At 55.5% G+C, this 13,671-nt stretch carries 12 protein-coding genes; 4 read left to right on the top strand and 8 right to left on the bottom strand.

Annotated elements, in window-relative coordinates:
* Nucleotides 1–96: 96 nt before the first annotated feature.
* Both E5J99_RS14960 and E5J99_RS14955 read left to right on the top strand, forming a co-directional pair.
* On the top strand, nt 97–288 hold the full coding sequence (locus E5J99_RS14960) for a cold-shock protein (RefSeq protein WP_135498623.1): 192 nt from the start codon (nt 97–99) through the stop codon (nt 286–288).
* 229 nt (nt 289–517) lie between these two features.
* Nucleotides 518–712: a cold-shock protein gene (locus E5J99_RS14955; protein WP_100337462.1), complete on the top strand. Its 195-nt coding sequence runs from the start codon at nt 518–520 to the stop codon at nt 710–712.
* An 89-nt stretch (nt 713–801) separates the two neighbouring features.
* Here E5J99_RS14955 and E5J99_RS14950 read toward each other — a convergent pair whose 3' ends face one another.
* Both E5J99_RS14950 and ricT read right to left on the bottom strand, forming a co-directional pair.
* On the bottom strand, nt 802–1,281 hold the full coding sequence (locus tag E5J99_RS14950) for a gliding motility lipoprotein GldH (RefSeq protein WP_135498622.1): 480 nt from the start codon (nt 1,279–1,281) through the stop codon (nt 802–804).
* Between the two features lie 4 nt (nt 1,282–1,285).
* Nucleotides 1,286–2,887, bottom strand: coding sequence for a PSP1 domain-containing protein (gene ricT, locus E5J99_RS14945; RefSeq protein WP_167852156.1), 1,602 nt, complete (start codon nt 2,885–2,887; stop codon nt 1,286–1,288).
* 490 nt (nt 2,888–3,377) lie between these two features.
* On the opposite strand from ricT, the gene E5J99_RS14940 reads away from it, so the two are divergent.
* Entirely contained in the window at nt 3,378–4,187 is an 810-nt protein-coding gene (locus E5J99_RS14940) for a M57 family metalloprotease (protein ID WP_135498621.1), read from the top strand.
* Between the two features lie 598 nt (nt 4,188–4,785).
* Here E5J99_RS14940 and E5J99_RS14935 read toward each other — a convergent pair.
* The 6 genes from E5J99_RS14935 to rsfS form a co-directional block, all read right to left on the bottom strand.
* Nucleotides 4,786–7,443, bottom strand: a complete 2,658-nt coding sequence (locus E5J99_RS14935) for a S8 family serine peptidase (RefSeq protein ID WP_135498620.1) — start codon at nt 7,441–7,443, stop codon at nt 4,786–4,788.
* A 201-nt stretch (nt 7,444–7,644) separates the two neighbouring features.
* Complete coding sequence (locus E5J99_RS14930) at nt 7,645–8,532, bottom strand: NHL repeat-containing protein (RefSeq protein WP_135498619.1); 888 nt, start codon at nt 8,530–8,532, stop codon at nt 7,645–7,647.
* A gap of 58 nt (nt 8,533–8,590) precedes the next feature.
* Nucleotides 8,591–9,376 carry a UDP-2,3-diacylglucosamine diphosphatase gene (locus tag E5J99_RS14925; protein ID WP_135498618.1) on the bottom strand — a complete coding sequence of 262 codons (786 nt, stop codon included), beginning with the start codon at nt 9,374–9,376 and terminating at the stop codon, nt 8,591–8,593.
* Nucleotides 9,351–10,004 carry a LutC/YkgG family protein gene (locus tag E5J99_RS14920; protein WP_135498617.1) on the bottom strand — a complete coding sequence of 218 codons (654 nt, stop codon included), beginning with the start codon at nt 10,002–10,004 and terminating at the stop codon, nt 9,351–9,353. Before E5J99_RS14920 ends, E5J99_RS14925 begins: the two co-directional genes overlap by 26 nt.
* Nucleotides 10,005–10,150: 146 nt before the next feature.
* On the bottom strand, nt 10,151–12,262 hold the full coding sequence (gene ftsH / locus E5J99_RS14915) for an ATP-dependent zinc metalloprotease FtsH (RefSeq protein ID WP_135498616.1): 2,112 nt from the start codon (nt 12,260–12,262) through the stop codon (nt 10,151–10,153).
* Nucleotides 12,263–12,343: 81 nt separating this feature from the next.
* Nucleotides 12,344–12,730, bottom strand: a complete 387-nt coding sequence (rsfS, locus tag E5J99_RS14910; protein ID WP_135498615.1) for a ribosome silencing factor — start codon at nt 12,728–12,730, stop codon at nt 12,344–12,346.
* Nucleotides 12,731–12,822: 92 nt separating this feature from the next.
* Between rsfS and E5J99_RS14905 the strand changes: the two genes are divergently transcribed.
* Complete coding sequence (locus E5J99_RS14905) at nt 12,823–13,536, top strand: biotin--[acetyl-CoA-carboxylase] ligase (RefSeq protein ID WP_245319019.1); 714 nt, start codon at nt 12,823–12,825, stop codon at nt 13,534–13,536.
* Nucleotides 13,537–13,671: the final 135 nt, after the last annotated feature.

Here is a 13,671-nt window from a genome sequence, read left to right as displayed (position 1 = left end):
TTCTATCTGGAGGCAATGCTACAATTGAAAAAATACCCTTAGTTTTACCGCCTTGTTCACGTATCAACCTCTTACTAACACAACCAAGTCCTAGTTATGAAAACTGGCAAAGTGAAATTTTTTAATGAGTCCAAAGGGTTCGGTTTCATCGTTGAGGATGATACCAACGAGGATATATTTGTTCACCAAACGGGCCTGGTACACGAAATCCGGGAAAATGACCGGGTTTCCTTTGACGTAATTGAAGGTAAAAAAGGATTGAACGCCGTTAAAGTTGAGCGAATCTAATTCGCTGTTGTCGCTAATCTTTGGGTTTTCCCAGCTATTCCCACCCTGCCCTGGTTACCCGGAGCAGGGTGGTATTGGTCTATACCTACCCGCAAGAGTTGCGTGAAGCTCGTCGAGCAGCATAGTAACTACGGCACACGAACCGCCGCCGTAGTGCTGCAAACCCCGATTTGAATAGAGAAAAATACTCTTACATTTACCTCATTCTTTCATCTCACCATCTTCCAGCATGAGTACCGGTATTATCAAATTTTTCAATGAAGCCAAGGGCTTTGGCTTCATCACGCCGGATGGCGGTGGTGAGGACATCTTCGTACACGCCACGGGCCTTAAGCAACCCGTTCGTGATGCTGACCGCGTAGAATTCGAAGTGCAGCAGGGCAAAAAAGGCCTGAACGCCGTTAGCGTGCGTTTGGTCGATTAGCCTGCCTTTCTGGAGCGGCTGCTCAGCTGCTGCCATAAAAAAGACCTCCCCAGCCACGGCTAGGGAGGTCTTTTTTATACTTTTGAGGGCTAATTCGCTGTTTTCGCGACGCGCACCCCTACTGCCATAATACCCGGCAGCTGGTCTTGACGCATATACTGCTCCAGGATGATTTTATACGTACCAGTCTGGTGAAACTGCTGCTGACGCAGCGCCAGAAACTGGTGGTCGAAAATGTCGCCGGAGCCCTGCCCGCGCGGCTCCCCGGTCTGGGGGTCCATCAGTAGCATCTGGTGCAGAAGCTGCGATACGCGCTTACCGCTGGGCTCCTGTAGGGTGTGCTTCACGTACAGGTTGTAATACCCGTATACCGACTGGTTGCGCACGTTGAAATAGATGTCATAGCGCTGGGTAGTATCCTGAATATCAAACGTAAACGCGGGCTTTTGCTGCACGGTCCAGACGTATTTATCAAGGTCCAGGTTCTGCTCAAACACCTGATTTTGGTCGCAGCTAGCTAGTGAGAGCAGCATTCCCAGCCCGGCGACTACCGATGCAAGTTTTCGCATACGCTTAAGCACTTGCTGGCGTAGAACCCGCATTTCCGCCCTCCCCACCGCCCGACCGACGGGGCCCCCGGCGCGAAGAACGACCGCCGCGACTACCACGCTCGGCATTTTCATCACGCGGGGCACGGCCAGCCGCGCCTTCCGGCGGCGTACCACCCGCAGAGGCGCGTGGCGGCCGGCCTTCGCCACGCGGCGGGCGGGCTTCCCCAGTACCTTCCGGACCCAGCGTATTGCCATCGGAGCGGCGTCCGTCGGCCTTGCTACCACTTTCCGGGCCGCGGCTGCTCTCCCCGCGGCCGCGATTGTTGCGACGGTTTAGTGGCCGGGCTGCGGCCCCGCGTGGACGCCGGGGCTCACCAGCAGTTGTCTCCTCAGCGCTGTCGGCAGAGTCCGCCGTAGGTGCTTTGGTCACGCTCTCAGCACGAGCAGAAGTGCTGGCACGCGGGGCCGGCGGGAGGGCAGCAGCAGTTGATCCTCCCTCCTTCTTCTTTTTACGCTTAGGTCGCTTGCTGCCCTTTATTTTATCATCGAGGCGGTCGAGGTTGCCTTCCACGTGGGCCGATACTTCGGGCTCCCGCTCGGCTTCCAGCACGGGAGCCAGCAGGTTTTCGGGCTTTTCGCTTCGCTTGTTGAGGTCCTGAATTTCACGGACCCGATCAATGGAAAGCATCACCCAGTTGTTGTCGCCCCGGAAGGCAAACCACATGCGTTTTTTGAAGATATCCGTCTTTTGCAGGAAAGCATCGCCTTTCTCCGTTTGCAACGGGCGCGATACCTGCGGAATATCTTTTAGCGCATCGAGGTAGGTATCGAGCTCATAATTGAGGCAGCATTTCAGACGACCACACTGGCCGGAAAGCTTCGCCGGGTTCAGGCTCAGATTCTGGTAGCGGGCAGCGGTAGTGCTCACGCTCTTGAAATCGGTGAGCCAGGTAGAACAGCACAGCTCACGCCCGCAGGAGCCAATACCGCCCAGGCGGCCGGCTTCGTGGCGCAGCGAAATCTGCCGCATTTCTACCCGCACCCGAAACTCATCGGCCAGCCGCTTAATCAGGTCGCGGAAATCTACCCGGTCATCGGCAGAATAGAAGAACGTGGCGCGGGTGCGGTCGGCTTGGTATTCCACGTCCGAGAGCTTCATCTTCAGTCGTAGCTCCTCTACCACCGAGCGGGCCCGAAACATAGTACCCGTTTCGAGGTCGCGCACAGCTTGCCAGCGCTCTACATCCTGCTCCGTAGCCACGCGCAGAACTCCCCGAATCTCGTTGGAATCGACAGGAGCTTTCTTCTTGCGCATCTGTAGGCGCACCAACTCTCCTTTCAACGACACATGACCCAGATGCCAGCCGTTGCCAGCAGCCTCTATCACCACCGCGTCGCCGGTTACCAAAGGCAGGCGTTGCGTGTTGCGGTAAAAATCTTTGCGGCCGCCTTTAAAACGGATTTCAACTATATCAAACTCTTTAAAATCGACGGGCAGGTCCACATCCTGCAGCCAGTCAAATACATTCAGACGCGTGCAGCCGCCTGAGCTACAACTACCTTTGGAGCCGCAGCCCGTCGCGGAAGTAGAACAGCCGCCCGAGGAACAAGAAGTGCAAGCCACGGCTTGGGATTTTATATCGTGAGGTGAACGAAACGTTCACACGGAATCAGTTTGAACAAAGATAAGCATTTCACCCCCTATGCCAGATATCGGCAAATTGAGGCGCTGATGCTACTAAAATCTCGCCGCTACAGTGATTCACCCAGTCGTATCATTCTGGATTTCATCAGATTACTAAATAAATGCAGTAATCTATCAGGTATTGTATCTCCCTCTGGCCGAAGCAAGCCTAATGGCCTTTAAAAAATCTATATCCCGGCCCCTTACGTGAAGGAGTTCCCGCACAGGCTTGTTGACGAAGGGGAGATTATATAGTAAATGTTATATAAGCAACCGGGTCATATTTTACAGGAACACGCACCCGCTCGCCCGCATACTTTGCAATTATTTTAAAGTTTCACTAAATAACCGTTGACATTTTAAATTTTTATCCCCTATTTATGCCCATAATTCATCCATCCCTCACCAACCAACCCAACCAAACCCTTTTATGAAAATCAACAAAGTACTTTCCGCGGTAGCTCTTTGCGCCCTCTCGGTGGCTTCCTTATCGTCTTGCTCGAAAGAGGCAAAAGACGTAACGGCGAAAAACGAGATTTCCGAAGATGCCATGAGCAAGATTCAGCAGATGGGCTTCACTACCAAGGATGCCCAGAAAGTTGAGGGCGGCTACCTCGTAGAAGGTGACATCATGCTGACAGAGGAGGCTCTGAACAGCAAGTCCGACTACAAAATGATGCGCGTTGGCGAAGAAGAGCAGTATCGCACCAACAACCTGGTGAGCGTAGGCTCGGGTCGTACGGTGAGCATCCGGGTATCTACCTCGCTTCCTTCTGCTTACGTAACCGCTACTGACGAGCTGATTCGTCGCTACAACGCGCAGAATTTGCTCATTCGCTTCACCCGCGTTACTTCGGGTGGCAACATCGTTCTGAGCGCAGCTCCAGCAGGCTCGGGTTATTTGGCTTCGGCTGGTTTCCCATCGGGCGGCAACCCCTACGGCAGCGTACAGGTTAACTCGGGTGCTATCGGCACGGCTAACGCCACCACGTACATCGCCACTATCCTGGCGCACGAAGTTGGTCACTGCATCGGTTTCCGCCACACCGACTATGCCAACCGCGCTTATAGCTGCGGTGGCGCCTTTACCAACGAAGGTGCTAGCACAGTGGGTGCTGTCTACATTCCCGGCACGCCTAGCGGTGCTGACCCGAACTCCTGGATGCTGGCTTGCATCGGCAGCGGTGCCAACCGCCCCTTCAACACAAACGACGTAACTGCTCTGCGCTACGTATACTAGCCCATCGAACAGGCTGTAGAAAAGGCTTGGCTCCGGATGGAGCCGAGCCTTTTTTTGTGTGCATACGGTGACGCTACGGCAGCTAATTTTCAGCCTCTGGATCTGTCACCTAGCCTCTAAGAAGGTATTTGGGATTTTTCAAAAACGCTGATTTCGCGTCCTGCTGCGCTTGCCGAAGCATCTCTACCACCAGAGTAAGCCAATTGCCATTGTAACAGGGATGCTTCGGCAAGCGCAGCAGGACGCGAAAAATAAAACCCCAAACACGTTCTGAATTCATAAGTACAGAAATAAGGCTCTGGCTCACTGAACACCACCGAAACCTGCTCGCAATTTCATTGAATAGGACCCGACCGGCGCGACAGTAGTACTTCGGTACGCAGACATCAGACTAGCTTTGCCCTAAGACCTACGGTTGAGACTTACTCGTGACACTGTATGGGATTAGCTTTTGCTGTAGAACAGGCACTAGGCGCAATAGCACCGCAGCCCGCTTGCTACAGGCTATTGGCTCAGATCTGCAACGGCCTCTTTTTGTTTTCCTCGAAAGGTGGCAGGCAGTCCTGGGAGGCCCTTTATCGACTGGGCCGCTATCCTGTTACAGTATTACTACGCGCGTCGTTAACGTGGTACTGCTTTCCGTCCGGACTCGTAGCAGGTACATGCCTTTGGCCAAACCGGTGGTAGATACTTCCTTAATGGCCCCCGATTCGATGGTTTCGCGGAGTAGCCGGCCCGTCATATCGTAGAGCTGGATGCGCGCATTAGGGCTTTCAGCCAGCAGAACCCGAAGCGTCTCGCCAGCTACGATAGGGTTGGGATAGGCCTGTAGTTCATCCAAACGCGTGACCTGCACTTCTTCCGGCTGGCTATAGAGCACCCGACCATCAGCCAGATCCAGCCGAACGCGGTATTCGTTACGGCCAAGCACTGGCGTAGGATCCAGAAACGTCATTACCAGTTCCTGTACCGGAATAATTGTTTGGATGGCAATGGCTCCTCCCGGCGTGAGCCGCTCCAACGTCACTGATTTCAACCCGTACAGCGTACCAACTTCCAGATCAAAAAGCACAGTATCGGTCACGATGGTACGTGGCAGAAAAGACTTGATATAGCAGGCCGTGCCTTGCTCCGTGAACTCAATGGTATTGCCTCGTTCCCCGGTAATTTTACCAAAAACCGGGGCGACGGCATAGTACCGGACCTGCATCTGCGCCTTGTTCAGGAGGAGCGCCGTGTCAGCCGTCAGCAGATAGGGCTGCAGATACGTCTGACTCAATTGATATACCTGATACTGTTGAGCCCCGGGTATCCGTTTCCACAGGATGAGCGCATCTTCTTCGCAGGCGTAACCCACGGTTGGGGTCTGGGGTTGCGCTATAAGGAAGGTATCGGAGAGGAAAGTAGCGTTACTGGTCACCATCCGGACCCTGGCCAGCGTAGTTGTGTCGGGCACTGCCCAGCTGAAATTAGTGCGCGCTAACGGCAGGTTGGCTTGCAGAATACGCCATTTTTGCGTGCCCAATGGCTGGTACTCCAGCTGCCCCGTAGCGGTAGCAGCTCCCGACCAGTTCCACCGGAGAAAATTTGTAGTACCAGGGCGTAGGTTGGTAGTTTCGCCGGGGCGGGTCCATTCGAAGCCGGCGCTATACTCGTAGGCGACGCCGAATGGCTGGGCAACAGCGCCAACTACCGCGCCGCGCACCCGAATTTCATAGCTGCCGGCTGCGGGAATAGCTATGGATATCTGCTCCACGGGGTTCAAATGATCGGGGCGCCGTTTGGGGAGCTGCACCAATGAATCGGCGTGTGGGTAAGTGCTCAGTACCCACGGCTGCCAGCGCTGTCCGGAGCCGACGTGTACCAGCTCCATATCCAGATCATGCACGAGGGCTTGGGCAGCAGTGGGCGAAGCTTCAGGGTCAGTCCAAGCTACCGTTACTTTCAGCTCCTGCTGGCCGGCGGGCACGGTGATGGAATAGGTGCGCGTAGAGTTCTGGGCAGCTGAACCTTGGAAAAACCGCTGGTCACGAATGGTTTGCACCGCTCCTACCGCGTCTGCCTGGCCAAACCCGGTTTCAAAGTCAACGCCAGGCCGGCCCGTATCGTCGGCGCTGTTGAGCAAAACGGCTTTTACCAAAGCTACTGGCGGCAACGAACCACTATTCCGGGCCTGATACGCCTGCTGTACCAGTGCCCCAGTACCCGACACCAGAGCGGCCGCTTCCGAGGTGCCGCCGGCTCCATAAGCCACCAGCTCGGGCTTGATGCGACCATCGTAGGCCGGGCCACGGGAACTAAGCGGAGCCAATTGTCCCAGCTCATCGGTGGCCCCGATGGTGAGCGTATTTTTGGATGTTTTGAATTGTCCCGTCAGGTTAGCCACTTTCGGTATGCCCGCGTAGCGGCCTGTAGTGCTGGTTTGCGTGCCGACATTGCCCGAAGAAAAAACGTGCAGCAGACCAGGATACTGCCGAATCTGCTGGTCGTAGGCCTGCGACTCCAAGCCGTAATAGTTCTCAATGGCGGCTACTCCGTACGAATGGTTCTGGACTGACACGCCCGTTTGGGCTAGGGTCGCACCATCGTCGGGAAACAGGCTTTTGAAGCTCGACGTTGCCAACCTTGCCTGCCAAGCGACACCTTTGCCCGAAGGAGCCGAATTGCCGCTGCCGCCCGCCAAGGTAGCCACGGCCGTAGCGTGCGGCGAGAAAGTAGTAGTGAACAAATCACTAGCCACAACCCGGTCTTTGAAATCGATATCGGCCGGGTCGAAGGCGTCTTCCTTAATAGAAATCGTGAGCCCCTGCCCGGCCAGTTGCGGAAAGCGGGTATGCACCGTCGCAATTTTGTTGACCGTTAGATCGGACTGGTTGAGCTGACGCTCCTCATGGGCACGACGATGCGCGACATCCACAAAATTGACCCAGGGCGAAGCACTCACCAGCTGAATCTGGTCGGCGGTCAGATTTTCCAGCAGCAGAATCTGCGTGGGGGCTTCTGGCACCGCGCGTATTGTAGTACCCGGCAGCGTACGATGCATCCAGGCCAGAAATGCGTCTTTCTCCCGTAGGCTTACCCGCACTGTCTGGGTGATGGCTTCCGATGGACCATCAACTAATGCTGGCGCTACTTTGCGATTCAGCGGCTTCGCTTGCTGCGCTGCTGCATCATTCGGTAAGCTGAGAAGCGCACCGACGCACACTATTCCCGATAGTACTGTGGAATAGCGGAATACTCGGGCAAAGTGACGCATCAAGGAAAGGATATAAGCTACCAGGTTCCGACCCTACGCGGGCAAGGATAATAAAGATAGAAAAAACAGGCAGCGCAGATGGGAAAATGAACCTCACTGCGGACTACTGTGCCGCCAAACACTGCTTACGGGCACGAAAACCCGTCTTACCGCAGTACCTGTATATCTCAAATCTGAGCAGACCTGCCTCCGCCTTGCGGCTCAAAACTTGTATACCAGAACTCCGGTCGGCGTTATAACATACGCAAACTGCTCACCCAGCAAAACCTGATTCACTGCTGTACTGCCAGTGGGCAACGGCAAAGTGCGTTCGGTTAGGGTATATAGATGAAAGAACCGGACTGTTTGGTCAGTCAAATAGTAGAGCTCATCACCTCGAAAACCGACAGCGCTTAATCCCGGAAACGGCAGCTTTTTGCGGTAGTTACCGAGGTTATCGAACACAAAAATGCCGCTGGTACGGTCCACCAGATACAGGTTGTTTTGATACTGGCGCAAGAACCGAAAGTCGGGTTTGGAGCGCCCGATCAACAAATCCAATGGCGTGGTGAGGGCCAGACGTTGGCCCGTAGGGTCGTATTGGCGGAGTGCCAGACTGCTCTCGTCCAACAGCCACAGCCGGTCATCGGGAGCCAGCGTGGCTGCCCGCACTATGCCATCGAGCAAATCGGGGAGCCGCACTTGCGTGATGGGAGCCATAAACCGGTCTAGGAGTAGCACTTCTTGGCGGTCGTCGTAGAACACGAGCACCTTCGAGGTATTCCAGGCTTCAATCTGGGCGGTGTGGCCGGGCTGGGGAGGCGAATACGTATTCAGAGCCTGACCATCGGGGCCATACTGATGAATGTTATTCTGGCCATCGGCCAGATAAAGGTTGCCACGCCGATCCAGAGAAGCCGCGCCGGGCTGAACCAGCCCAATCGTACGGACCAGCGTCCAGCCGTTGGCATCAGCTGCCGCGACGGGTTGCGCAGCTGCACTGACGACCGAAGCGGGCACCACTGGTGCTGGCTTGGCGGCCGGTGCTACCGAGGCAGCCGAAGGCACCGTTGTTTGAGCGTAGCCGGGCAGGAAAAAAAACACGCTCAACGTCGCGCTCAGCAATAGCTTCGGCCACCGGCTTCTACTAGTGAATCGCCCTGTTTGCTTACTGCTGCTCAAAGTGCCGCAATGCCAGTTCATGCCCATCATATACGGCATAGGAGCAATAATTGACCCATTCGCCGAGATTTACGTAGCGGCTGTGCGGGGTCACTGGCACGTCGAGCGGCAGGTGCCGATGGCCAAACACGTAGTAGTCGTGGTGCTGCTGCCGCTCTAGTTCCCGACAGTACACCAACAGCCATTCGTCGTCGCCGAAATACTGCTCGTCGGCCACGCTGTTCTGAATCCGGCTACGCTGGCTCCACCTATTGGCTAACCCAATGCCGAAGTTAGGATGCAGACGCGCAAACAGCCATTGCGCCACGGGGCTGGCAAAAATCTGCTTTAGCGCTTTGTAGGTATAGTCCTTCGGACCGAGACCGTCGCCGTGCCCGATGTGAAACTCCTGCCCGCCGATACGCTGGCTGAAAGGGTGGCGCAGAATGGGAATATTGAGCTCCTTGGTAAAGTAGTCGAACATCCACATATCGTGGTTGCCGGTGAAAAACGTAACCGGAATCCCGGCATCCGTCAGCTCGGCCAATTTGCCTTGCAGCCGAATGAAGCCGCGCGGCACCGCATGCCGATACTCAAACCAGAAGTCGAAAATATCTCCGACCAAATAAATGGCCGCGGCATCGCCAGCACACTGGTCGAGCCAGCGCACAATCTTTCGTTCCCGCTCAGCCGAGCGGGCGGCATCAGGGGCGCCCAAATGGAAATCGGAGGCAAAATATACGTTGCGGCCCGCGGGCAGCACAAGATCAGGCAGTTGCTTCGGGGGCATCATCCAACAAAAACAGTACGATGCTGCGCGGGCCATGCGCGCCGAGCACCAACGTTTTTTCAATATCAGCTGTGCGGCTGGGACCTGTCGTGAGCGAAATCATCGATGGCAGCTTGTTGTCGTGCGTCTGTTGCACACGTTTCAGCGCGTCCCCGATGTCGGGCACGATCTGAGAAGCACGAGCCAGCACCAAGTGTTGATCCGGATAAATACTCAAGCGGCGGCCGCTGGCACTAGCTGCGCTTACCAATACGCTGCCGGTACGGGCCACCAGCGCTTCACAGGTCGTCAGGCCCGCGTCGGCTTTGGGCAGCCAATCGGTTTCGTCGCCGATAAAGCCTATTCCACCGGTGTGAAGCATCTTTTTCAGCTCTGGCTCCCACACATACAAGTTGTCGAGGGCTTTGTCTTTTTTGTACGTGAACAGCTGGTCATAAAAGTGCTCCTCCGAAACGCAGTAGTAAAACGTACCACCAGCTCGGACGAAGCTTTCGGCAAACGTCACCGCCAGGTCATCGTGTAGCGCCGGATGCAGAGGCCGCGAGAAATCGGGAGCTGCGGGCTGCGGCGCAGGCATCTGCAACGATTCGCGAATACGGCGCAGGATAATGTCGCGGGAAGTTTCGGACATAAGAATCACCAAAGGAAACAGGTGAAGAGTAGCTCAAAGATAGAAATACCAGCGAACAGGCAACCATAGCGTTAGGCTAGTAGCAGCGGCTGCACAAAAAAAGCCAGCCTGAGACAGACTGGCTTTTTTTACTGGCATAAAACTCTTTACACGTCCAACGACACAGTGCTGCCGGTTGGTATATCGTTGCCGGCTTCCCGGGGTCTGTTTTCCATGCCGGGCAGATTATTTTCCGGCAAGTCATTGCTCAGCGGCACCGGATGCTCCTGCTTCCGCTCACTCAGCGTTTCGCTCCGGTCAGTACCAGCCATATGCGCTTGATAAGACGTCTGATTGTCGTACGGACGCTTGCCAACCAGGCGCTCCAGATCTTCTTGGAGCAGCACTTCCTTATCCAGCAGTTCCTTGGCAATTACCTCCAACTCGTGCCGGCGCTCCGTCAACAGCTCTTTGGTACGGATATACGCGTTGGATACGATGTTGCGTACCTCTTCGTCAATCATCTGCGAAGTAGCCTCCGAATAGGGTTTCGAGAAGCCGTATTCGTTCTGCCCTTTCGAATCGTAAAAGGAGATATTGCCCAGCTTGGCATTCATCCCATACATGGTTACGATACTGTAGGCCATTTTGGTGATACGCTCCAGATCGGATAAGGCTCCCGTCGATATTTTACCAAACACCAGCTCCTCAGCGGCCCGGCCACCTAAAGCCATGCACATCTCGTCGGTGAGCTGCTCAGTATTGTACAAGAATTGCTCGCGGGGCAAGTACTGGGCATACCCCAATGCGGCAACCCCACGCGGCACGATGCTTACCTTCACCAGCGGATCGGCGTGCTCCAGGAACCAGCCAGCAATAGCATGACCAGCTTCATGATAAGCCACAATACGCTTCTCACCGGGCGAAATAATCTTGTTCTTTTTCTCCAAGCCGCCAATCACTCGGTCGACAGCATCAGTAAAGTCCTGCATTGTTACCATTTTCTTGTCGCGGCGGGCGGCAATGAGGGCGGCTTCGTTGCAGACATTGGCAATTTCAGCGCCGGCAAAACCAGGCGTCTGAGCTGCGAGCTTGCGAGCATCCACATCGGGGCCCAGCGTCAGCGGCTTCAAATGCACATCAAAAATCTGGGTGCGTCCGTTGATATCGGGCTTGTCGATGCTGATCTGCCGGTCGAAGCGGCCGGGGCGTAGCAAGGCAGAGTCGAGCGTGTCGGGCCGGTTGGTAGCGGCCAGGATGATGACGCCGGAATCGGTACCAAAGCCATCCATTTCGACCAGCAGCGAGTTGAGCGTGTTTTCGCGCTCATCGTTGCCGCCGGGCACGTTGCCACGGGAGCGGCTACGACCAATGGCGTCAATCTCATCGATGAAGATGATGCACGGCGCTTTGGCTTTGGCTTGCTTAAACAAGTCACGTACCCGGGCCGCACCCACTCCAACGAACATTTCCACGAAGTCGGAGCCCGACAGGGAGAAAAACGGCACGTCGGCTTCACCAGCCACGGCCTTCGCCATCAGGGTTTTACCGGTGCCGGGAGGACCAACCAGCAACGCTCCTTTCGGAATTTTACCACCGAGTACCGTGAACTTCGAAGGGTTCCGCAGGAACTCCACGATTTCCTCGACCTCCTCTTTGGCTTCTTCCAGCCCGGCTACGTCTTTGAAGGTAATCTTCACTTTGTCGCCACCTTCGAAAAGAGCCGCGCGGCTCTTACCGATGTTGAAGATCTGGCCACCGGGTCCGCCCGCGCCACTCATGCGGCGCATCAGGAACCAGAAGCCCACGAAGAGAATCAGGATGAAGCCCCAGCTGGTGAGCAGGTCGCCGTAGCCCTGGCGGGTATCGATGTTCAGGCCGACCTGTTGAGCTTCGGGCAAAGTAGCCTGCATCTTATCCAAGTCCTCCTTGAAGGTTTTGCCATCGACTACGCGGAAGCTGTACTGCGCCCCAGCGTCCATCGTCAGGGGGCCGCGCCGGTTCAGCTCCTGGCTGTACTTGGCGTTGCGGGCCGCATCAGGCTTCAACTGCACTTCCACCACCCGGTCGTTGACGAGTGTTACGTCGCGCACGTCACCGGCCAGCAGCATTTGCTTAAACTTCTGCTGGTTGATGTCAATAGTTGAGCTGCTACGGTTGATGAAGAGCATCCCGAAGATGAACACCACCAGCCCAGCAAGTACCCACATCTGCATGCTCGGCCGGGGAGCCGGCGAGGGCAGCATTGGTTTTTTCTTTTTGGGGGTTGTATCTGGCATGAAAAGGAATTCTGTAACGAAGAACAAAGGCGGAACCGCCGCCCACGCTAATTGTTAAGACGCACCGAAGCCGGCTTTACCTTAAACGGCGGCCGCTTCTTCCGTGATATACTTAATTTGGGCATCACCCCACAGCTCCTCCAGCGCATAAAACTGACGCCGGTCGCGCAGGAACACATGCACGACTACGTCGACGTAGTCGAGCAGTACCCACTCCCGGTTCATGCGGCCTTCAGTTTGCCAGGGGTTCTGGCCAGTAAGCTTTTCAACTTCTTCTTCCACCGAACGCGCAATGGCATCCAGTTGGGTATCGGAGGAGGCAGAGCAGATGATGAAATAATCAGCTACTGCGTTTTTAAGATCCTTCAGATTGAGCACTACGATATCGGCGGCCTTTTTCTCCTGCATGCCGCTGACGACTACGTCTGCCAATCTGTCTGAATCCTGCCGAACCAGGGTACTTTTCATAGGGTATTGTTAGGTTTGAAAGCACAAAGTAAGAAAATCAGGTGGAGGCACTATTCCCCCAAACTCTGTTCACGGGCCAACAAATTGTTTGGTTGCCCGAATGCACCTCGACAAACAGCGAAGCGCAGGCCCTTGTTGTCAAAAACAGCGCCACCGATGGCTGCACCGTCATAACCGACAAACAGACCGCCGGCCGGGGCCAGCGGGGCAACCGCTGGGACACCATTCCGGGCGAAAACCTGACATTATCGGTCATCTGGCAGCCCCGCTTTTTGGCCCCTACCGACCAGTTTCAGCTGAGCCAAGCGGTAGCGCTAGGCGTGCTGGACTGGGTCCGCAGTTTGCTGGGTGCCGATGCCGCCCTACGGCTGAAGTGGCCGAACGATATCTATTTCGGCACGCAAAAGCTGGGGGGCATCTTGATTGAAAACACCATAAGCGGCGCCAAGATTCAATATAGCATAGTAGGAATTGGGATAAACGTGAACCAGCGGGAATTTGAGATTCCGACGGCTACTTCCCTGGCCAGTATCACCGACCGCACCTATGCCCTGCCTACCCTGGCAACGCGGCTGCTGGAGTACTTGGAACGCCGCTACCTCATGCTGCGGGCCGGCCGGCTGGCCATGTTGCGCTTCGACTACCTGCAGGCGCTCTACCGCTACCAGGAGCACCACACCTACGAAGTAGCCGGCCGGCTGGTGCGCGGTCAGATTGTGGGCGTCGATGAAACCGGGCGCTTGGTGGTCGAAATTGACAATGAGCTCAGAACTTTCGCCTTGCAGGAAATTAAATATATAAATTAACAGTTTGTTAGGTTGTACGGACAATTATCTTTGCGTTCGTGCAAAGTTTAGATGAAATCAGTGACCGCGCGTGGGCGTTGTTGGCGCCGCACCTGGCGGGCAAAGCCGGGGACGTGGGCCGCACGGCGGGCGACA

The organism is Hymenobacter elongatus (genome assembly GCF_004745955.1).
Lineage (GTDB): Bacteria > Bacteroidota > Bacteroidia > Cytophagales > Hymenobacteraceae > Hymenobacter > Hymenobacter elongatus.
Note: the sequence above shows the minus strand (reverse complement) of the source record. Positions and strands in the feature narration are given on the sequence as shown.